Here is a 21,427-nt window from a genome sequence, read left to right as displayed (position 1 = left end):
AATAGTTGTAAATTGAAATATTTTTCCCTTTTTTTAGTTTAATATTACAGTGAAAAATAGTTTCTGCAAAATTGAAATATTTTTTAGAATTAACGATTATAAACCCAGAATAAAAATATGTTTAGTTTTATACAATTACAAGCTGATACTCTTACCACTGCCTCCAATGTTGTTGTCGAAAAGATAGCGCCAAATACAGAAATTTCTGTTTTGGGATTTATTTTAAAGGGAGGTTTTTTTTTAATTCCTATCGCAATATTATTATTTTATACTTTCTATTTAATCATAGAGAGGTATCTGTATATTCATAAAAAGGCAAAAGTAGATCCGCTTTTAATGCGTGATGTACGCGATCACCTTATGGCAGGTAAGTTCGATTTGGCCCGCACCATAACCGAAAGGACAGATACCGCTTCAGGAAATGTAATCAAAGAAGGGATTTTACTGATTGGCCGTCCCATTTCGGAAATCGAGTCGAATATGGATCGCGCTGCCGATATCGAAATTGCACAAATGGAACAGCATTTAGGACAATTAGGATTGATTGCAGGTATTGCTCCAACACTTGGCTTTATCGGAACCATCTCTGGAGTAATCAAGATTTTTTATAGCATCTCTGTGACCGAGAATATCAGTATTGGTAATATATCGGGCGGTTTATACGAAAAAATGATCAGCAGCGGATCTGGATTAATTGTGGGGATTATTGCCTACAGTGCCTATCACTTGCTGAATGGAAAAATCGACAGCTATGCCTTAAAAGTGCAGAAGCAGATTCTGGAATTCGTGAATATTATTCAAAAAGCATAAATCATGTCCATCAAAAGAAAAAGAAGATTTCACGCCGAAGTAGCCACTTCCTCCCTGAGTGATATTATGTTTTTTTTACTGCTGTTTTTCCTGATTATCTCCACTTTGGCCAATCCAAATGTCATCAAGATGACTTTGCCCAAAGCAAAATCCAATGAAAAAACCAACAAGCAATACATCAGTTTATCGGTTACCGAGGACAAAAAATTCTACATCGACAAAGAACCTGTTGCATTCGAAGAGCTGGAAACTGCGTTGATGTCTAAGATAAGTTCCGAAAAAGACCAGACTGTTATCGTTAGGATTCCATTCAATCTGCAAGTGCAGGATTTGGTCGATGTACTGCAGATAGGAGTAAAAAATAATTTAAAATTTGTTATCGCTACCAGTCCCAAGTGATTGTAAATAAATTGATTTTAATGCTGGTCAGTTTACTTGGTTTTTGAGATAACCGTACAGAAAAGTTTTGAGAAACACTTTGTTAGAACTCAGACAGCTTTCACTTGTGATGAACTGTACAAAACTAAGTTTCATGAAATCTGCAAAGATTGCAAATCCATCAATAAATCACACTTGATTTTATTGTAAGAACTCCTGTGATATGCCGTATTTCTAAAAATACGAAAATTCCTGTTTTGACACTGCTTTTTTCTTATATTTGATAATGGGATGAGGGAGGTTTACCAATCTCACGTTAGTGGTTATAACTCCATAAAATTAAAAGAAAATCAAGTAAAATCCTGAAATTGTTAAAACATGACTAAATATTGCAAAAATTGCCAATCAGAATTAGCTGGAAAATTTTGTTCAGACTGTGGACAATCAGCATACCTAAAAAGAATTGATGCACACTATATAAAACACGAAATTGAACATGTTTTGCATTTTGATAAAGGTATTTTTTTTACAGTTAAGGAATTATTAATAAGACCTGGAAAAAATGTTAGAGAATTTTTTACTGATAACAGAAACAGACTTGTAAAGCCAATTATTTTCATTATAATAACTTCACTGATCTACACGTTGGTAAGTCATTTTTACCATATTGAAGAAGAGTATGTTTTTTATCAAGGACTTGAAAATACAGCAATTGAAAAAATATTAAAATGGATACAGGGCCATTATGGTTATGCCAATATTATGATGGGAATTTTTATTGCAATTTTTATCAAATTTTTCTTTAGAAAAACAAATTACAATATTTATGAAATAATAATTTTACTTTGTTATGTGATGGGAATTGGAATGTTGATTTTTGCATTTTTTTCTCTGTTACAGGGGATTTTCCATGTTAATTTCCTTAAAGCTGCAGGATTGTTAGGAATTGCATATACAACTTTTGCAATTGCTGATTTTTTTGACAAGAAACAAATAATAAACTATTTAAAGTCATTTTCTGCGTATATGATAGGAATGGTTTCTTTTTATACAGTTGCAATAATTATTGGATTTATTATTGACAAAATAGGTTAATAATAAATAAAGGCTGATAACAAGGGTTGTAAATAGGTACAAAACTGCAAAATCCAGCAGTTGTTATTTGGTTCAGTTTTTTTATAGGGAGGCAGTTTTTTTCGAGGATAAGGTTCTGTTCCTTGACTTGTAAAATATTTATTGATAAAAATTACTTTTTTATTGTTTATCAATAAATATTTATTACATTTGAATATAATTTTAAACTTAATAATTATGTTCAAAACAAACAGCATTGTATTTTGGGGCTTATATATTGTAGCTTGGCTCATCTTTATAGGTCTATCTATTGAAGCAGGAGGTTTGATAGTAAATTTCTTTTTCAGCCTTTATAAGCCTGAATTTGTGCAAAATCTTTATCAGACATTGGATTTAACTGAGATGTATAAAAAAAGCAGATTAGTTTTTTTTGGTATCTATAGCTTTATTCTAATTATTTCAATTTTAAAAGCTTGCCTATTTTATGCCGTTATCAGGCTAATGCATAAAATGGATTTATCAAAACCGTTCAGCATTTTTGTCTCCAGGCAAATTTTACTAATTAGTTACTGCACGCTTTTGATTGGATTTTTAAGCTGCATTGCCAGACAGTTAGCTGAGAATTTTACGAAAAATGGTTTTGTTACTGAAAGCTTAAACCAAATTTGGGCAGACAGTCAGGCATTTATTTTGATGGGAGCTGTAATCTATATTATTGCTACGATATTCAAAAAAGGAGTTATTATTCAAAATGAAAACGATTTAACTGTTTAAGCTATGCCAATAATTGTAAACTTAGACGTAATGATGGCAAAAAGAAAAATTTCCCTAAATGAACTTTCTGAAAGAGTTGATCTGACATTATCTAACCTGTCTATTTTAAAGACTGGGAAGGCAAAAGCAATCCGTTTCAGTACTTTAGATTCAATTTGCAAAGCATTAGAATGTCAGCCTGGTGATATTTTGGAATATATAGATGATGAAAAAAAAACCAACGAAATCTAAATGTATTTTGGATATGGTTTTGTATTGGAATGATTTGTTTGTAAAAATATAGCTAAATTTAACTCTTGTTACGAAAAATTATGTAATAACATGAACCGGATTTAATTGTAAAATATTTCGTTTCTATGGAGCTATAGGAACCTTAAATACTAGGTGAGAGCATAATATTTGTAGAAAACAAATTGTTGTGTTATCTAAGCTCCATAGAAGCGAAATACATTATTCCTCAGGTTCAGGTTAATAGTAAAAACAAGCAGAATTTATATGAAAAAAAATATCACTTTAATTTTTATAGTATGCATTTCGATTGCCTTGGTTTATGCCTTGGCTAAATATATAGGAATGCAAGGTTTTTCATTTGCATTCAGTCTTAACTTTCTGCTGATGGCAAGTGTGCTTACATTTACCGAAGTGTTAAAAAGTCCACTTGCCTCTCCTTACTTTGATGAAAAACCTTGGGAACACAGAGGGAAAATATATGAATCTTTGGGTGTAAATATCTTCAGGAAATTATTGGTTGCTGTTGGCTGGGAAAAACTGAACAAAAAATCCAAACCAGTCGAAAAAAATCTAAAAGCCCTGACAAATCTTCACTATCGCACAAAACAAGACGAACTAGGTCATTTAATTATTTTTATTATTGTTTTTGGCTTTACCCTGTTTGTAGTATCGAAGTTCGGAATCATCAAATCCCTATGGTTATTTATACTCAATATTCTGCTCAATCTATACCCGGTTTTCCTGCAGCGATACAATCGTCCGCGAATAGTAAGAGCCTTGGCCATCTTCAAGAACAAAACACACTCAGGAAAGCCGAATTAACGAGGATTTATTATTTAAAAAGCAAAACATTTTTCTTTTTTAACATTCAATATTCAGTTTGTTATTTATAATTATTCCAAGAATAAAATGTATCATTTAGTGATTTCTAATAAAATATATTCAATATTTTTACAATAAATTTAATATTTCATAATTATATGCATGCATAATAAATATATTGTCTATTATACATTTATTATAATTAATTTAGCAAAAATTTATTCTGGAAATTATCAAAATGAAAATAAAAATAACTGGTATAGGAAGCTACATTCCTGAGAAAAAGATTAACAATACTGATTTTAGCGGGCATATTTTCCTAAACGAAGATGGTTCTCCTTTTGCTTATCCAAACGAAGTTGTAATTAACAAATTCAAAGGTATTACTGGTATCGAAGAGAGGAGGTACGCCGAGGATCATTTTACGGCTTCGGACTTAGCTTTTTTTGCTTCACAAAAGGCCATACAAAATGCAGGCATAGATCCTGAAACACTTGATTATATTATTTTTGCCCACAACTTTGGCGATGTAAAGCAAGGCACAACCCAATCAGACATCATTCCGAGCTTAGCTACAAGAGTAAAGCATAAATTACAGATTAAAAACCCAAAATGTGTCGCATATGACATTCTTTTTGGCTGTCCAGGATGGATAGAAGGTGTATTGCAGGCGAATGCTTTTATCAAATCAGGAATGGCAAAAAAATGCCTTGTGATAGGTGGCGAAACTTTATCCAGAGTAGTAGATGCTCACGATAGAGACTCAATGATTTATTCTGATGGGGCAGGAGCTTCGGTTATAGAAGCCTCTGATGATGAAACTGGACTGCTCTCATACGAAAGCGCTACATATGCTGCCGAGGAGGCTAATTTCCTTTTCTTCGGAAAATCATACAATCCAGAGCTTGATCCAGACACCAAATACATCAAAATGTATGGCCGCAAGATATATGAATTTGCATTAAGTCAAGTTCCAGCCGCCATGAAAAGCTGTTTGGAAAAGAGCGGTTTGCAAATTGATGATGTCAAAAAAATCCTGATTCATCAGGCTAATGAAAAAATGGACGAAGCTATTATTCACCGTTTTTATAAATTGCATGGACAGACTCCTCCAAAAAATGTTATGCCTATGTGCATTCATGAATTAGGAAACAGCAGTGTTGCAACAGTTCCAACACTTTTTGATCTTTTAATTCGTGGACAGATTGAAGATCAGGAGATAAATAAAGGAGATGTTATCATTTTTGCATCAGTAGGAGCCGGAATGAATATCAATGCTTTTGTTTATAGATATTAAGAGATTACCTGTACGTTTATATTGCAAGCCCACATCACTTTCATTAGCGCTGTGGGCTTTTCCTTTGTAACAAATAATATTTGACAATTTTACAATTGCAAACTGTAAAAGAAACAGAATCTTTATATTTGCACACGCTATCGCAAAAGTGTTAGCCAAAAAATCATGTACGAAAAAACATTTCCCAATAAAAGATTCAAGCATACTTTAGAATTTTTAAAAAAACACATCCCCACATCTCAGACGATATTAGATTTAGGTGTTGACAATCCTTTTTCCAAAATCATGAAAGAAGAAGGATATACAGTTACCAATACAACAGGCGAAGATTTAGATGTAAATCAAAGTGTTTTTTCAGAAGGGAAACAAGATGTGGTAACTGCGTTTGAAATTTTTGAGCATTTACTTAATCCGTACACTATTTTAACCGAAATAAAATCCGATAAATTATTGATATCAATTCCATTGCGTTTATGGTTTTCTTCTGCCTATAGAAGTAAAACCGATATGTGGGACAGGCATTACCATGAATTTGAAGACTGGCAGCTGGATTGGCTTTTGGAAAAGACAGGCTGGAAAATCATTGATAGAGAAAAATTCACGCATCCGGTTAAAAAAATAGGTTTCCGCCCATTGCTGCGTTTTTTCACGCCAAGATATTACATTATTTACGCGGAAAAGATTAAAAATTAGAAATCTCATTTTGATTTTTTTATAGTTTTTGTCTTACGTAAATTCATCAATTTAGACTCTTTCTATTTTTTGTAAGTATGATAATATAATTAATTATTTTTTACGCATTTAAGCGTTTTTATTTGGCATTTAGTCGGCGATGTGATAAATTAGCATAATTAAATCTAAATTTTTTATGAAGACAATTTTATCGATTAGCATGTTATTCTTAGTTACAGTATCTTTTAGTCAAAAACTATATATTGTCAAGTCAAATGACTTATTTGGGCTCGTTGACGAATCAGGAATAGAAATAGTTTCCCCTAAATATAATTCAATTGAAGCATTTGGTAAAATTCATCCAGATTGGGCAAAAATAGAACTTGAAAACCTATATGGGCTTATTGATAAAACAGGGAAAATTATTACCGAAGCAAAATATACATCAATAGGCGCTTATGATGAATACAAAAAAGGGTGGTCTTTGGTACAAAAAGACGGAAAATTTGGTTTCATCAACAATACAGGAAAAGAAATAGTTCATTCTATTTATGATAAAATTGGTAAATTTGGAGAATACACTAAAGACTGGGTATTAATTGAATCTCAAAACATTAAAGGATTTATAAATGGGGACGGTACTATTATTGTCCCTTTGAAATATACTGCCATAGAAGAATTTGATAAAGTCAGAAAAGACTGGGCTCTAGTGAAGGATTCAAAAGGAAAAATAGGCTTCATTGATAAATCTGGAAAAGAAATTATCCCTGTAATTTATGATAGTATTGATGCTTTTACAGATAAAAAAGCAACTGAAAATCCAAGCACAAAAAATGATCAGGCAAGTGTCAACTAATCAGCATCATTATTAAAAAATTAAAAAAGGGATTTCTTAACAGGAATCCCTTATTAATTAATATTATTCATAATTTTACAATTTCTACAAATATTTTTTTTATGAATTATTACGTCGTTATTCCTTCACATAATGAAGAAAAATTTATTAGGCCAACATTACAATCTTTAATAAATCAAACCGTTTTACCAAAAAAAATAGTTATTGTAAATGATAATTCAACAGATAAGACTGCCGAAATTGTTTTAGAATTCTCTGAAAAATATCCATGGATTACACTAGTCGACAAAACATCAGATGCCATACATTTACCAGGGAGTAAAGTTATCCAAGCGTTCCAAAAAGGGTTAGAAACCCTAGACTCTATTTATGATTTTATTGTAAAAGCAGATGCCGATTTGATTTTTCCTCCTAATTATTTTGAAACCATAATCAAGCATTTCGAATCGGATGACAGAATTGGAATGGCTGGCGGATTTTGCTACATCGAAAAAAACGGTGACTGGATTTTAGAAAACCTTACCGATAAGGACCACATCAGAGGCGCATTAAAAGCGTATCGAAAAGAAACTTTCAAACAAATTGGAGGTTTAAAACCTGCCATGGGCTGGGACACTGTAGACGAATTACTCTGTAAATTCTACAGATGGAAAGTAGTAACTGATTCCAGTTTACACGTAAAACACCTTAAGCCAACCGGTGCCAACTACAACAAGACTGCTCGTTATAAGCAAGGGGAAGCTTTTTATACGTTAGGTTACGGTTTCTGGATTACAGCAATTGCATCGGCTAAATTAGCTATGATGAAAAAAAAGCCGCTGCTCTTTTTAGATTACATCAAAGGGTTCTGGAAAGCAAAATCAGCAAAAACGCCATTATTGGTTACCAATGAACAGGCAAAGTTTATACGCAGTTATCGTTTGCAAAAAATGAAAGAGAAATTGTTTTAATATTTCCCTTCTGTAATTAAAAACAAAAATTCCAACAAAATACAGTATTTTTGCATACCTGTATTCTTTTCCGAATACTGCAACCCGTAAACTGAATACTAGAAAATGATGCTCATTCGTTATTTATCCCAAATTGGGAAATATTTTTTGATGTGGAAAGAAATCTTTAAGAAACCAACAAAATGGTCGGTTATGAAAGATTTGATTTTCAAAGAAGTTGATGATTTGATTATTGATTCTTTAGGAATTGTTGCTTTCATATCTTTCTTCGTTGGTGGGGTTGTTTCTATACAAACGGCACTGAATCTGACTAATTCCTTTATTCCAAAATATCTTATTGGATTTGCCACCCGCCAATCGGTTATTCTAGAATTTGCACCAACTTTCATGTCAATCATCATGGCTGGAAAAATGGGTTCTTTTATAACTTCCAGTATAGGATCTATGCGCGTTACCGAACAGATTGACGCACTTGAAGTAATGGGGGTTAACTCTCTTAACTATTTGGTTTTTCCAAAAATAATTGCATTGCTTTTATATCCTTTTCTAATTGGAATTGGAATGTTCCTAGGAATCGCAGGCGGTTACATCGCTACTGTTTATGGTGGTTTCGGAGCAAATGTTGATTACATTGAAGGCCTCCAGAAAGATTTCTTGCCTTTTCATATTGTATATTCATTTATCAAAACCTTTATTTTTGGCATGCTATTGGCAACAATTCCTTCTTTTCATGGTTATTATATGAAAGGTGGGGCTCTTGAGGTTGGAAAAGCCAGTACCGTATCATTTGTTTGGACCTCGATTGCTATTATTGTTATAAATTACATTATCACTCAATTACTTCTAACAAAATGATAGAAATAAAAAACATAGAAAAATCATTTAATGGTGTCAAAATTCTAAAAGGAATTTCCAGTGTTTTTGAGGCAGGTAAAACCAATTTGATTATAGGCCAGAGTGGATCCGGAAAAACCGTTTTATTGAAATCATTATTAGGGATACATACCCCAGAAGTTGGAACTATTTCGTTTGACGGGCGAATTTATTCCGATTTAAATGCAGATGAAAAACGAGATCTCCGTACCGAAATTGGAATGCTCTTTCAAGGAAGTGCTCTTTTTGACAGCATGACTGTTGCCGAAAATGTAGCTTTCCCATTAAGAATGTTTACCAATGACAGCAGATTAAAAATCCAGAAACGTGTTGATTTTGTTTTGGAAAGAGTAAATCTTGTGGGTGCTCATAAAAAATTGCCTTCGGAAATTTCGGGAGGAATGCAGAAAAGGGTTGCCATTGCAAGAGCTATTGTTAACAATCCTAAATACTTATTTTGCGATGAGCCCAATTCGGGACTAGATCCAAATACAGCAATCCTGATAGACAATCTTATTAAGGAAATAACAGTAGAATATAATATCACAACAGTTGTAAATACACACGATATGAACTCTGTGATGGAAATTGGGGATAATATTTTATTCCTGAAAAATGGACTTAAAGCTTGGCAGGGAAACAAGGAAGAAATCTTCAGGACTAATAATGAGGCTATTGTAGAATTTGTTTATTCTTCAGAATTATTCAAAAAAGTCAGAGAAGCTCATTTAAAAGAATAAATTTCTTTAAAAGGTGAAAGTAAAAGGGGCAATAATTTAATGAAAATTACTGCCCCTTTTGTCTGGTAATTATTTCAGCTGGGAAACAATCCCTTTGATATCCTGTTCTTTGCTTTTTGGATAAATCAATAAAATAGAATCCTTATCAACTATAATATAATCATCCAGCCCATCTACTATTACTTGTTTTCCTAAAGCTGTCCTGATAATATTATTAGATGAATTTTGCAATAATACACTAGCATTTACAACAGCGTTATTATTGTCATCTTTTGGTAATTTTTCATGCAGTGAGCCCCACGTACCTAGATCATTCCAGTCAAAAGTTGCTGGAAGCACATACACATTTTTGGCATTTTCCATGATGGCATAATCTATAGATATATTTTCGGCTTTTGGATAGTTTTCCTGAATAAATGCATGCTCACCATCTGAATTATACACCTCGAATCCTTTTATAAACAGATCAAACATCTCAGGCTGAAATTGTTCAAAAGCTTTCAAAACAGATTTAACGCTCCATATAAAAATTCCAGCATTCCACAAATAATTACGGCTTTGTATAAATCGTCTTGCCGTTTTAGAATCTGGTTTTTCTCTAAACTGAACTACTTTTTTTATCGAACGGCTGTCCAATTTGTCAAATTCAATGTAGCCATAACCAGTATTTGGAGCTGTTGGCAAAATGCCCAAAGTCATTAAAGACTCTTCTCTTTCGCATAAATCGAAAGAACGCTGGAGATTGGCTACAAACTGCATTTCATCTTCAATCCAATGGTCACTTGGTGCAACAACCATCAAGGCATCTGGATTCATTTTTTTTATTTTTAACGAAGCATACAAAATACAAGGGGCTGTATTCCTCATAGCAGGTTCCAAAACAATTTGATCCTGTTTTACCATCGGCAGCTGTTCGAGAATCAGATTATTGTAGCTTTCATGTGTCAAAATCAGGATATTCTCTTTCGGAATGATTTGTGACAATCGGCTAAATGTTTTTTGAATTAAAGTTTCTCCAGAACCCAGCATGTCATGAAACTGTTTAGGGAATTCAGTCGTACTTACCGGCCAAAATCGTGAACCGATTCCGCCTGCCATCAATATTGCGTAATAATTTTTGTTCATCTGTTTTTAATTTTTTGCTGAGCAGTTAATTGGGGAGCAATTCTACCTCAGCATTTGGATTAAATAAATACAATCGTCCCGAACTTACTTCCAGGCATTCATATCGTTTAGTTCGTATTGCTATTTTCTTGAAAATCTTCCCATTTGAAATCCTAAAAACACTTCCATAAGGAATTTCAAAGATATAATTTTTATCATTCGGCTTATCATATTGCTTTAAAGCAAGTGCCAATGTTGCATCTGTATCACTGCTCGCAGTTGGATTTTTAAAATGCCTGGCTATCAAAGGTAGTAAATTATTAGGGAAAATCTCAGGCCGGATAAACGGCATCATCATTCTTTGAAAGGAATATTTCCATTCATTACCATGAGGTTTAATATTTCTTCCAAATTTTTCGAACGCCACAAGATGCGAAATCTCATGAATTAGTGTAATTAGAAACTTATATTTATTAAGGCTTCCATTTACTGTTATCTCGTGTTTTCCGCTTGGGCCTTTTCTATAATCACCATGCCGTGTCTGTCTTTCGTTAACAATTTTGAGATGCACCTGATTTGCAACAATCAGTTCGAAAACTGGTTTTACTGCGTGCTCGGGAAGGTATTTTGAAAGTGTTTCGCTCAAATCAGTTATGGATTAGTGGAAGAAACGGATAATACTTTACCATTAAAATATTTATTTCCCGTCAGCGTAAAATCATAGATATAATCGGCCATTTCATCAGCCGAAAGCGGTGCCTGATAACCTGGAAATGCTTCTTGCAGCATTTCGGTCTGAACTGAACCCAAAGCCAGGACATTAAAAGAAATGCCTTGTTCTTTATATTCTTCTGCTAATAATTCCGACAAAGTAATTACTGCTCCTTTGCTCGAACTATAAGCTGCCAAACCAGCAAATTTAAGGCTTCCCTGCACTCCTCCCATAGAACTGATTGTTACCACATGACTTCCTCTTTGAAGATAGGGCAGGCAGATACGAGTTAAATTGGCAACGCCAAAAACATTTACTTTATATATATGTTCGAAATCGGCCTGAGTGGTTTCCGAAAAAGGCTTCAGTATCAAACTTCCAGCATTATGGATAACGGCATCAATTTTTTTCCAAGCTGATGAAAGAAATTCAGTCACTTGCTGCAAGTCGGATTCATTGGACAAATCAACAGAAAGAAAGGTTATGTTTTTATGAGAAAGCAGTTCCTGATTAGCTTTTCTTGACAAAGCCAGTACCTGATGTCCAGCATTGGCAAACTTTAAAGCCAATTCAAAACCTATTCCTCTGCTTGTCCCAGTTATAATGATATTTTTCATCCAGCAAAAATAATCAAATCAGTTAAAAAACTATAATTTTAAAAAATCATATTCGTTACATCACGAAAAATTAACATCAGACTTTTACTTATTTTTGTAAAAAACAATAGACTCCATAAAAATGACTGATACTATCCAATTTGAAGTGGCAAAAAATACTGACATTGAAGGTGTAATTGCATTACAAGACATTTATCTGGTAACTAATATGACTGAAGAAGAAAAAACTGCTGGATTTGTAACAACTCCTTTTTCTGTTGAACAATTAGAAGAGGTAATCCGTCAGGAAGGTCTATTTACCGCCAAAGACAATAACAGAATCATCGCTTACATTTTTGCTGCAAGCTGGCAGTATTTCAGTCAATGGCCAATTTTTAATTATATGACACCAATGCTTCCCGAGCTTACCTTTAAGGATTTCAAAATGACTGATAGCAATACTTTTCAATACGGTCCAATCTGCATTGACAAAAAATACAGAGGAAAAGGGCTGATTAATCCTTTCTTCGATTTTATGCGGATTCATCTTTTGGAAAAATTTCCTGTGGGTATTACTTTTATCAACAAAACCAATATACCCTCACAAAAAGCACATATTGGAAAGCTAAAATGGTCTGTTATTGGTGATTTTCAATTTAATAATAACAACTATTTTATTTTGGCATACGACATGAGTCAATCGTCTTTGATTCTTATCTAATGTATTTTTTATAGACTTTAAAAATCTGGAAGAGGGCCAAAACAACAAAAAATAGCGGAATACATATCGGCATAATGTATTTCGAAAAAGAAAATGTGTTCTTCGATAAAGAATCCAGTACCAATATTGCTAATAACATTCCCCAAAAGGTCCCCACTAAAGTTCCAAAAATATAATGAAATTTTAGTTTACTATCCAATACTATGTGATTGGCATTCATCAAATATAAATTCCAAGCCACCCAAAACGGTATTTGAAGAAAATTCATCCCGCACAATACCATTCCGATTAGAAAAGGAGAATACCGAACATAACTTTCTAAATAATTATGGTCTTCAACTGATTGATTCGAATGAGCATAAAACAAATAAGCCAGCAGAAAAAGAAAAAACACAGCAAAGAAATCAATCCCTTTCATTAACTTTTTATTGTTCACTAATTTATTGGCAAAAATCACAGTGAAATAAATTACAACAGCTTCAACAACAATAACTCCTAACAAATAAAAAATCAAAGGATTTATTCCAACTTTAGAAAGAACCTCAACTCCAATGATATTCAAATAACCAAGAGGCAGTGAGCCTAGAAAGCTCACCACAAATCCAACTGCTATATTTTTAAAAGCTTTCATTTATTGAAAGTTTATAATTTTCTTATTCTGCATTTGATGCAGACGATATTCTTTCATTCCTGCTTTATGTGACAGATACGGAAATCCATTTTGATAATTAGCGGAACTAATTTCATACATATACGTAATATGTCGTGCCAATTCCTTCCAAGCAAAAAGCAGGCTATGTTTTGGATCATAGATATGAGTAGGTTCGCTGGCAGCACCATTTAATTCTACAACCGAGAAATTCTTTCCTTGTTCTAATGCTTCGAAAGTATCAAACATTACATCCAGTCTTCCAAAATAGAAACCAGAAATCTGACCACACATTTCATTAAAAACTGCAGTAAGTTTTGGCGTTATCAAATGACTTACATCCAGAAATTTAGCCCCGCGTGCATGATTTCCATAAGGAACCAGATTTATTTTCTCGCCCACAGGCAAAACCTTCTGTAATTTACTGCCATATTCTTGTTTCAGTACTTTTAATTGCAGTTCAAATCTAGGATTTTCTTTTATCAATTCTTCAATAGTTGCGTGACCATTTCCAGTAACAATTAAAAATTCTTTGGCTACAATGCCGGTAATTCTTCCTTGCTTTTCGTGTGGATATCGTACATAAAAAACACCTATTTCATTTTTATACGGAATCAGATTTTGCACAATAAAATCAAAATGAGCTTTTTCAGCATATTGTTTTAAATCGGAGAAAGTCTCTATTTTTTTGACCGCTGAACCGCGCAGACCAATATCGGGTTTAGCAATAAAAGGATAGGTAATTGATGCACTTTCAAGGATGTTTTTTATATTTTTTAAAGAAGTTCCTACTGGAATCAATTCGGTTTTTGGGTAATAATTTTGTGGAATCAGGTTATAAATCTGCTTTTTACTTTCCATCATAAAACCGCCATTTTTGATAGTGGGATTGGAAGCATTAAAGAAAAAAATAGATTTTGCCTTAATAGAATAATACGCCCATAAAAAATATATAGGTATGTAAACCATTTGAAAAGGCCAATATTCCCAGTGGGTCAATTTGTGAAAGAATAATTTCAAGAGTTATGTTTTAATTGTATTCTGATTGGCAAAAGTAAAAATCAGGATGATTATGATATCAAATAGCTATAAAAGTTTTGGAGTATTCTTTTTCTGCTATCAGATCCAAATGATTAATTATCACTTTATTTTTCTCAATAATAGACTGGGTAATACTCAAGGTTTTCATTTCATTATTTCTATTGATAATCAAACCATGTTCCTTGTCATCAGTTTCGGTATACCGATGAAAATGAAGCATTTTATCTTCGGTAATTTTTAAATTATTAGCTAAAAAAGTATAAAACCACTTAGCTCGTTGTTCTCGAATTTCTTTAGAATATAAGGTTGACGAAGACCAAACATGATTTTTATGAATATCCAAATTTAGGACTGATTTTTCGATTCCATCCCAACGCAATTGAAAAAGTTGTTTATCTTGAAACAAAACTAAGGTAAAAGGCTCGATATTATCTAAATCAATTTCATCCCAAAACTCCTTTGGCGACGAACTACTAATCATTTCAAGAACAATCAAACCTCTGCTTTTTCGATACGGCAATTTGACTTGATGCTTTTCAACCGCTCCATTAAGTAACACCAAAACAGTACCCTTTTCATCAACTACATACCAAGTTCCTCCTGCCTTTGGATCTTTAGGATAAATAATGTTTTTACCATTCAAAACATAGTTCTTAGGCGGAATTGCACTCGGTCGAACTATTTTTTCATCTCGATTCGATGTGATGATAATTGCATCATTGGTACAAACAAAACTTACTGTGCACATTGTTTTCTGTATTCAATTGTAGAACGGGCGACACCAAAATTATCATCAACAGCAATACTTTCACATTTTAGAACTGCCACTTTTATCAATGCCTGATGATGTATGCAATGTTCTAAATTATACAACAATTCTCTATAATAATTACTTTGAATTTGAATTGGCTCACCATCAATAATTTGTTGCAATTCCAGATTTTTATTTTCCTTCGAGACTGTGTTTTTGATCTCCAAAATCATTTTAATGGCGAAATCAGTGTTGGTTTGAATCAATTTATTTCGATCTCTCTTATCATAATTTACGATTCCGGAATTATAATTTCGGTTCAAACATTGAAACATCTCAACAATATGCCGTGTATGTTCACCAATACTCGAACCGCTCAATTCAAAACAAGATTCTGAATATTGTTTTTCGGATAATTGATTGAGTAAACCAATCAACTCATCTAAGCTATTGTTTATGGATGAAATTAGCATACTACAGTTTTAATTTTAACAGATTAGGCAATTTACTTTTATTCCAATAAATCAAAGCAATACAACAAAGAAAAGTAATTATTGCCAGAACAAATAACTCTCCTCCGTCATTTTTCACTTCGATTCCCAATACAAAAAGATGCGAAAAAATAGCTCCAAGCATAACACCGGTTCCCATCAAAGCACCTAATAAAGTTGTTCTGGGAATCAGAATTAAAATAGCAGCGATTAATTCTACAATTCCTGATCCAATTCTTCCGTATGGTTCCATTCCTAAAGTTGAGAAAATATAAACACTTTCTTCAGCTCCGGAAAATTTAAAATAAAGCGTTTGTAGCAAAATGATTGCTGCCGTTAAACGCACTATCCAAATTAAAATTGATGTTTTCATGATCTCTTATTTTATAATTTTTTTCCAATTAGCATCCGCTTTTGCTTTCAGGTTGTTTTCGTCCTTATTCCAACTTTTTAAAGTATTATTGAAAAAGGCATTATAAAACAGATACAATTTTCCGTCAATGATTTTGAATGTTTCGGGATTGATTTCGACTTTCTCTCCGGCGCTTCCCATTGCATAGGCACACCAACCTCCATATTGTGGTTCGAAAGAAGCAGGATTTTTCGAGAAAATTTCTTTATTTGATGCAGAAGAAAATTGATAAATAATACCCTCGTATGAAGCTGAAATTTCTTTTTTCCCTTTTACAGCTTTATTTTGTTTAAAATAAGACACGGGATCATAGCCTTGAATGGCTACTTTATTTTCCAAATTATATTCAGATATTTTTTTTCTTGCACTTTGAGCAAATGTTGCCGAGAATGCAAAGACAACCAACATTAATATTATAACTCTTTTCATGATAACCTTTTATTTAAATATTTCTACAATACAAATTTAAAACAGTAAAAAAAGGCAAAATGTCGGGTAGTTTACATTGGAGGTAAAATTTCGAAAAATTAATTGACAGCTCTGGCAAAACCAACAGTGTCACGGTAGGTTTGAGGAGAAACCTCAGCATTAGTTTTAAAGAAACGGCTAAAATAATGCTCATCTTCGTACCCAAGTTCATAGGCAATTTCTTTTACTGCCTTATTTGTTAAGTACAACTCACGCTTGGCTTCGATAATAATGCGTTCTGCAATTAAATTCGTCAACGTTTTATTGAAGTGATTTTTGGTAATTTTAGCTAAAGCTTTTGGAGAAATATTCAGCAATTCGGCATAATCGCTGGCAGAATGTTTGGTTTTGAAATTTTGCTCAATGAAATTTCTTAAATTTTGAAGGACAAATGGCGTCGATTTTTCATCTACTACTGAAGTTGCAACTGCTTGTTGTTCTTTTTTTAATCGAGAAGCTGTAATGAGAAAAATTTTCAAATAAGATATCAGCAACTCATATTGTGCCATTGCCGGATTTTGCATTTCAATTTTCATTTGTTCCAAAACCATATTGAATGTAGCTCCAGCCATTTCATTAACCATTACATACGGCGGTTCATAAATATTATTGAATAAAACCCCATTACAAGCTACTTCGTCATGGTGTTTCATGATGCAAAAAAAATCAGGATGAAAATGAATCACTTTCCCTTCAAATAGATCATCTGGTGACAGCATAAACGGCTGATAAGGTGCAAAAGCCAACAATTGATTTTCTGTAAAATCATATTCAGAGAAATCAACTTTTACTTTGCCTTTTCCTTTTTGAACCCAAATTAATGAATAATAATTCAATCGCTGAATGTGATCAAAACAAGCATTGCTTTCAAAAGAAAAAAGTTTGAAAGCAAGATTTCCGTTTTGAGGATTGACTAAAGTAAAGGCGGATTGATTTATCATACTATAATTTTTATAAACAAATTTAGCTTAAACCTGCTTCTTTTAATTTGTTTTTAAGATTTTCTATTTCTTCTTCTAATTTTTGAATATGGGCAAACTTTGGTTCGAAAGCTCGCTGTATTTCTTCTACGGTAAATCGTGGTGTGATGTGCTGCGGGCAATTCCAATCAAAAGCCTCAATATGAAAAAGCATCATACGCTCTGGATGAAATTTATACTCACCCAAATCGAGTTTGGCTAATAATTCGGGATTGTCTTTAAGTTCCACTATTTCTGCTTTGGCCAAAATTTTCAATCTCGCTCTTGCCGGATAATCGACCATAATTAATGCTACATTATTGTTGGTCGCAAAATTCCCTACAGATATGTATTGTTTGTTTCCCGAAAAATCGATGAAACCAATTGTATTTTTATCCAAGACTTTCACAAAGCCTCTTGGTCCTCCACGATGCTGAATATAAGGATAGTTTTTTTCGCCAATAGATGCCAAATAAAAACTATCCCGATTGGCTATAAAACCCATTTCATTTTCGGATAAGCCATCAACGATATTGAACTTTTCCATTCGTTCATACCCTTTTCGGCTACCATGTTCTTCCTGTAACGCTTTGGCAGCATCCGAAAATGCTATTTCTGCAAAGTTTTTAGCCATGACTAAGTAATAATTATGAATTAACAATTACGAATTACACCAATGAGAAGTGTTTTTATAAAAATAAAAACGTATTCCCAAATTACTTATTTAAATTTTCTGTCTTTCTCTTCTATTGGCAAATCATTGATACTGGCAAAACGTTTGCGCATCAAGCCATTTTCATCGAATTCCCAATTTTCATTTCCGTAGGCACGAAACCATTGGCCATCAGCATTTCTATATTCATATTCAAAACGGACTGCCATTCGATTTTCGCGAAAACCCCATAACTCTTTTTTCAGCTTATAATCGAGCTCCTTTTCCCATTTGCCTTTTAAAAATTCTTTTACAGCTTCACGGCCATTAATAAAATCGGTTCGATTGCGCCATTCCGTGTCAACAGTGTAGGCCAAAGCAACACGTTCTGGATCTTTGCTATTCCACGCATCTTCGGCTAACTGTACTTTTTGCAAAGCAGTTTCCATATTAAATGGTGGAAGTGGATGTTTTTGCTTCATAATTATTAAAGTATAATGCAAACCACCTCTTATTGAACTGGTTTGCAATCTATTGTTATTATTTAAAAACACAAATTATAAAGATGGTGCCAAAGGAAAATCAACTGGCACTTTTGTCAAATTGTGCAAATAGTTCATCGCCGTTTTATCACTTATTAAAAGTAACAGATCTACTAAATTTTCATTAGTAAAACCTTGAGCAAAAAAAGCATCCACTAAATCCGAATTAGCCTCTCCTCTTGTTTTAGTAATTTCACCAGCAAGCTGTACTAATGCATTCAATTTTGCATCATTAGCTTTTCCTTTTCGGATGTCGAGTATTTGTTCGTCTGTAAAACCATTCATTTTCCCAATAACAGTATGGGCGCTCACGCAATACACACAGTTATTAACCTGGCTTACGATTAAATTTACTGCTTCTTTTTCTTTATTGTTTAAAGATGTTTTAGCATTTTGATACGCTAAGTATTTTTCTAATCCATTTTTTGAATAACCAATCGTTGCGTATAAATTTGGAACAAATCCTAATGCTTTTTGCAGATTGTCAAAAATTGCCTGATTGTTTTCTGAAACTTCTGATCTTACTGGGACTGAAAATGTTGTAGTTGTCATTTTATTTATTTTTAAAATTGCTTGTCATTATTGACATTACAAAGATGCGACAGCTTTAAAATTTATAAAATGGACAATAAGCGCAAGGTGATGGACAATTTTCCTTCATGAAAATGAGCCCGCTAATTTAAAATAATATGACTGTCCGCAAATAATACCATGTATTATTTTCGCCACTGATTACACAGATTTCATTACTATTTTTTTTTAAATCTGTTGCTTATTCGATCTGTTTGGTATTAGTTAAGGATAGTCATATAAAACAAAAATTACAATTTAGTAATATCTTCAATAATAATTTCTTTGCGATTATAATGCAATAAACCATTGGTTTCCATCTCATTCAGTAATTGTGTGGCTGTCTGTCTGGAAGTACAAATAATCTGCGCCATATCATTTTGAGTGAGATAATTTTCAAGAATAACTCTATTATCGGTTCGCCTGCCTTCTCTCTCAGCCCAGTCTTTTAGGAATTGATGCAGTCTGGTTTTGGCATCTTTCGAAATTAAATTAGCATAACTGTTTTTAATCCGTTTCATTTTCAATCCTACAAACTTGGTATAAGACAACGCCAGACTAGGATTTTGAAGTAATAAATTTTCAAAATCAGACAACAAGAAACTGCAGATAATGATTTCATCTGTTAGTGCTTTTGCATATTCATTGGAATTCACATCGTTTTCCAATGTCAATTCACCAAACAAATCTCCTTTTTGAATAATGTCTTTGATAGTTTCATTTCCATCTTCATCGACAGCAACGATTTTGATATTCCCTTTTTTAAGCAGAAAAACTCTGGGCACATCTGAGGAAGAAAAATAGATAATATCTCCTTTCTTCGCTTTTTTGAAACCTGTAATAATGCACAACTGTCTGATTTGTGACATACTCAATGTCCAAAACAGCTTGTGATCCCGAAGGTACCAATATTTTAATTCTTCGTACATAACTACTTATAAGTGATTTACTAATTTAATGTAAAAATAAACAAAGTCACATTTCAAAAAACACATTATAAAATAATAAATCCAAACTCGAAATTCAAGTTTGGATTTATTTATTAGTCTCTGAGTTACTAAGTAACTAAGCTTCTAAGTTGCTAAAATCAATATAACTTAGAAACTTAGCCTCTTAGTAACTTAGAAGCTATTTTAAAACATTTATGCTATTAAAGTTCTTGAAATTACGATACGCTGAATTTCGGAAGTTCCTTCATAAATCTGAGTGATTTTGGCATCCCGCATCATTCGTTCTACGTGATATTCGGCTACATATCCGTTGCCGCCATGAATTTGCACCGCTTCGATAGTAATGTCCATAGCGGTTTGTGAAGCAAATAATTTGGCCATTGCTCCTGACTGCGAAATATCTTTTCCTTCGTCTTTTTGAGTTGCCGCATTAAGACACAACAATCTTGCTGCCGCAATTTGAGTCGCCATATCAGCCAATTTAAAAGCAATTGCCTGATGCTTGAAAATTTCTTTGCCAAAAGATTTACGTTCCTGCGAATATTTCAAAGCCAGCTCGTATGCGCCTGTTGCAATTCCTAATGCCTGCGAAGCTATACCAATACGTCCTCCATTTAAAACTGCCATGGCAAAATTAAATCCAAAGCCATCGGCACCTATTCTGTTTTCTTTAGGCACTTTTACATCATTAAACAATAAAGAATGCGTGTCGGAACCGCGGATTCCCATTTTCTTTTCTTTGGGGCCAATATCAAATCCAGCCCATCCTTTTTCGACAATAAAAGCATTGATTCCTTTGTGTCCTTTTTCGATATCTGTTTGAGCAATTACAATATATGTTGAAGCCGAATTGCCATTGGTAATCCAGTTTTTGGTTCCATTTAGCAAATAATAATCTCCCTTATCGATTGCTGTTGTTTTTTGCGAAGTTGCATCCGATCCAGCTTCTGGTTCCGAAAGACAGAATGCTCCAATCACCTCTCCTTTGGCAAGAGGTACAAGATATTTTATCTTTTGTTCTTCGTTGCAATATTTTTCTAATCCTGCGCAAACCAAAGAATTGTTTACCGACATAATCACGGCCGCCGAAGCGTCAACTTTGGCAATTTCTGTCATGGCCAGAACGTATGAAACGCTATCCAGTCCAGAGCCTCCATATTTTGGATCTACCATCATTCCTAAAAAACCAAGTTCGGCCATTTTTTTGACCTGTTCGGCAGGAAATTTGGAGTGTTCGTCTCGTTCTATCACTCCTTCCAGCAGCTCAGCTTGAGCAAAATCCCGCGCTGCCTGCTGTATCATTAATTGTTCTTCGGTTAGATTAAAATTCAT

At 33.3% G+C, this 21,427-nt stretch carries 28 protein-coding genes; 13 read left to right on the top strand and 15 right to left on the bottom strand.

Annotated elements, in window-relative coordinates:
- Positions 1-117: 117 nt before the first annotated feature.
- The 12 genes from ABEG11_RS07895 (at position 118) to ABEG11_RS07840 (ending at position 9,477) form a co-directional block, all read left to right on the top strand.
- The gene (locus ABEG11_RS07895) at positions 118-810 is read left to right on the top strand and encodes a MotA/TolQ/ExbB proton channel family protein (RefSeq protein WP_348823620.1); all 693 of its coding nucleotides are present in this window, start codon (positions 118-120) and stop codon (positions 808-810) included.
- A gap of 3 nt (positions 811-813) precedes the next feature.
- On the top strand, positions 814-1,209 hold the full coding sequence (locus ABEG11_RS07890) for an ExbD/TolR family protein (RefSeq protein ID WP_348823619.1): 396 nt from the start codon (positions 814-816) through the stop codon (positions 1,207-1,209).
- Positions 1,210-1,566: 357 nt separating this feature from the next.
- Positions 1,567-2,283 carry a DUF3667 domain-containing protein gene (locus ABEG11_RS07885; protein ID WP_348823618.1) on the top strand — a complete coding sequence of 239 codons (717 nt, stop codon included), beginning with the start codon at positions 1,567-1,569 and terminating at the stop codon, positions 2,281-2,283.
- Positions 2,284-2,499: 216 nt separating this feature from the next.
- Positions 2,500-3,036, top strand: a complete 537-nt coding sequence (locus ABEG11_RS07880) for a DUF2975 domain-containing protein (RefSeq protein ID WP_348823617.1) — start codon at positions 2,500-2,502, stop codon at positions 3,034-3,036.
- A gap of 3 nt (positions 3,037-3,039) precedes the next feature.
- Positions 3,040-3,267 carry a helix-turn-helix domain-containing protein gene (locus ABEG11_RS07875; protein ID WP_348823616.1) on the top strand — a complete coding sequence of 76 codons (228 nt, stop codon included), beginning with the start codon at positions 3,040-3,042 and terminating at the stop codon, positions 3,265-3,267.
- 264 nt (positions 3,268-3,531) lie between these two features.
- Complete coding sequence (locus ABEG11_RS07870) at positions 3,532-4,089, top strand: glycosyl-4,4'-diaponeurosporenoate acyltransferase CrtO family protein (protein ID WP_348823615.1); 558 nt, start codon at positions 3,532-3,534, stop codon at positions 4,087-4,089.
- A gap of 238 nt (positions 4,090-4,327) precedes the next feature.
- Positions 4,328-5,386 (top strand): 3-oxoacyl-ACP synthase III family protein, encoded by a 1,059-nt coding sequence (locus tag ABEG11_RS07865; RefSeq protein ID WP_348823614.1) that lies wholly within the window; start codon positions 4,328-4,330, stop codon positions 5,384-5,386.
- A 165-nt stretch (positions 5,387-5,551) separates the two neighbouring features.
- Positions 5,552-6,079, top strand: a complete 528-nt coding sequence (locus ABEG11_RS07860; RefSeq protein ID WP_348823613.1) for a methyltransferase domain-containing protein — start codon at positions 5,552-5,554, stop codon at positions 6,077-6,079.
- A gap of 175 nt (positions 6,080-6,254) precedes the next feature.
- A complete protein-coding gene (locus ABEG11_RS07855; protein WP_348823612.1) occupies positions 6,255-6,914 on the top strand; it encodes a WG repeat-containing protein in 660 nt (219 codons plus the stop codon).
- A 101-nt stretch (positions 6,915-7,015) separates the two neighbouring features.
- Positions 7,016-7,864 carry a glycosyltransferase family 2 protein gene (locus tag ABEG11_RS07850; protein ID WP_348823611.1) on the top strand — a complete coding sequence of 283 codons (849 nt, stop codon included), beginning with the start codon at positions 7,016-7,018 and terminating at the stop codon, positions 7,862-7,864.
- A 105-nt stretch (positions 7,865-7,969) separates the two neighbouring features.
- Positions 7,970-8,719, top strand: a complete 750-nt coding sequence (locus ABEG11_RS07845; protein ID WP_348823610.1) for an MlaE family ABC transporter permease — start codon at positions 7,970-7,972, stop codon at positions 8,717-8,719.
- Positions 8,716-9,477, top strand: a complete 762-nt coding sequence (locus ABEG11_RS07840; protein WP_348823609.1) for an ABC transporter ATP-binding protein — start codon at positions 8,716-8,718, stop codon at positions 9,475-9,477. Before ABEG11_RS07845 ends, ABEG11_RS07840 begins: the two co-directional genes overlap by 4 nt.
- Positions 9,478-9,546: 69 nt before the next feature.
- On the opposite strand, the gene ABEG11_RS07835 is transcribed toward ABEG11_RS07840, so the two are convergent.
- From ABEG11_RS07835 to ABEG11_RS07825, 3 genes are read right to left on the bottom strand one after another with little or no spacing between them, the layout of a single operon-like run.
- Positions 9,547-10,602: a mannose-1-phosphate guanylyltransferase gene (locus ABEG11_RS07835; protein ID WP_348823608.1), complete on the bottom strand. Its 1,056-nt coding sequence runs from the start codon at positions 10,600-10,602 to the stop codon at positions 9,547-9,549.
- 25 nt (positions 10,603-10,627) lie between these two features.
- Positions 10,628-11,227: a SprT-like domain-containing protein gene (locus ABEG11_RS07830; protein ID WP_348823607.1), complete on the bottom strand. Its 600-nt coding sequence runs from the start codon at positions 11,225-11,227 to the stop codon at positions 10,628-10,630.
- Positions 11,228-11,232: 5 nt separating this feature from the next.
- Positions 11,233-11,910 carry an SDR family NAD(P)-dependent oxidoreductase gene (locus tag ABEG11_RS07825; RefSeq protein WP_348823606.1) on the bottom strand — a complete coding sequence of 226 codons (678 nt, stop codon included), beginning with the start codon at positions 11,908-11,910 and terminating at the stop codon, positions 11,233-11,235.
- 121 nt (positions 11,911-12,031) lie between these two features.
- On the opposite strand from ABEG11_RS07825, the gene ABEG11_RS07820 reads away from it, so the two are divergent.
- The gene (locus tag ABEG11_RS07820; RefSeq protein ID WP_348823605.1) at positions 12,032-12,610 is read left to right on the top strand and encodes a GNAT family acetyltransferase; all 579 of its coding nucleotides are present in this window, start codon (positions 12,032-12,034) and stop codon (positions 12,608-12,610) included.
- On the opposite strand, the gene ABEG11_RS07815 is transcribed toward ABEG11_RS07820, so the two are convergent.
- The 12 genes from ABEG11_RS07815 to ABEG11_RS07760 all read right to left on the bottom strand — a co-directional run bounded on the left by ABEG11_RS07815 (position 12,603) and on the right by ABEG11_RS07760 (position 21,427).
- Positions 12,603-13,241, bottom strand: coding sequence for a hypothetical protein (locus ABEG11_RS07815; RefSeq protein WP_348823604.1), 639 nt, complete (start codon positions 13,239-13,241; stop codon positions 12,603-12,605). The two genes, ABEG11_RS07820 and ABEG11_RS07815, sit on opposite strands and share 8 nt — an antisense overlap.
- Positions 13,242-14,123, bottom strand: a complete 882-nt coding sequence (locus ABEG11_RS07810) for an ATP-grasp domain-containing protein (protein ID WP_348823603.1) — start codon at positions 14,121-14,123, stop codon at positions 13,242-13,244.
- A 214-nt stretch (positions 14,124-14,337) separates the two neighbouring features.
- The gene (locus ABEG11_RS07805) at positions 14,338-15,048 is read right to left on the bottom strand and encodes an NRDE family protein (protein ID WP_348823602.1); all 711 of its coding nucleotides are present in this window, start codon (positions 15,046-15,048) and stop codon (positions 14,338-14,340) included.
- On the bottom strand, positions 15,036-15,524 hold the full coding sequence (locus tag ABEG11_RS07800; protein WP_348823601.1) for a DinB family protein: 489 nt from the start codon (positions 15,522-15,524) through the stop codon (positions 15,036-15,038). Before ABEG11_RS07800 ends, ABEG11_RS07805 begins: the two co-directional genes overlap by 13 nt.
- Position 15,525: 1 nt before the next feature.
- Positions 15,526-15,915: a DoxX family protein gene (locus ABEG11_RS07795; protein WP_348823600.1), complete on the bottom strand. Its 390-nt coding sequence runs from the start codon at positions 15,913-15,915 to the stop codon at positions 15,526-15,528.
- Between the two features lie 6 nt (positions 15,916-15,921).
- A complete protein-coding gene (locus ABEG11_RS07790) occupies positions 15,922-16,383 on the bottom strand; it encodes a YHS domain-containing (seleno)protein (protein ID WP_348823599.1) in 462 nt (153 codons plus the stop codon).
- A gap of 98 nt (positions 16,384-16,481) precedes the next feature.
- A complete protein-coding gene (locus ABEG11_RS07785) occupies positions 16,482-17,363 on the bottom strand; it encodes a helix-turn-helix domain-containing protein (RefSeq protein WP_348823598.1) in 882 nt (293 codons plus the stop codon).
- A gap of 22 nt (positions 17,364-17,385) precedes the next feature.
- Positions 17,386-18,015, bottom strand: coding sequence for a pyridoxamine 5'-phosphate oxidase family protein (locus ABEG11_RS07780; RefSeq protein WP_348823597.1), 630 nt, complete (start codon positions 18,013-18,015; stop codon positions 17,386-17,388).
- A gap of 86 nt (positions 18,016-18,101) precedes the next feature.
- Positions 18,102-18,515 carry a nuclear transport factor 2 family protein gene (locus ABEG11_RS07775; RefSeq protein WP_348823596.1) on the bottom strand — a complete coding sequence of 138 codons (414 nt, stop codon included), beginning with the start codon at positions 18,513-18,515 and terminating at the stop codon, positions 18,102-18,104.
- Between the two features lie 75 nt (positions 18,516-18,590).
- A complete protein-coding gene (locus ABEG11_RS07770; protein WP_348823595.1) occupies positions 18,591-19,127 on the bottom strand; it encodes a carboxymuconolactone decarboxylase family protein in 537 nt (178 codons plus the stop codon).
- Between the two features lie 269 nt (positions 19,128-19,396).
- Positions 19,397-20,074: a Crp/Fnr family transcriptional regulator gene (locus tag ABEG11_RS07765; protein WP_194639773.1), complete on the bottom strand. Its 678-nt coding sequence runs from the start codon at positions 20,072-20,074 to the stop codon at positions 19,397-19,399.
- 213 nt (positions 20,075-20,287) lie between these two features.
- Positions 20,288-21,427 carry an acyl-CoA dehydrogenase family protein gene (locus ABEG11_RS07760; protein ID WP_348823594.1) on the bottom strand — a complete coding sequence of 380 codons (1,140 nt, stop codon included), beginning with the start codon at positions 21,425-21,427 and terminating at the stop codon, positions 20,288-20,290.

Origin of the sequence: Flavobacterium aestuarii, from assembly GCF_040049115.1 — a bacterium.
Lineage (GTDB): Bacteria > Bacteroidota > Bacteroidia > Flavobacteriales > Flavobacteriaceae > Flavobacterium > Flavobacterium aestuarii.
Note: the sequence above shows the minus strand (reverse complement) of the source record. Positions and strands in the feature narration are given on the sequence as shown.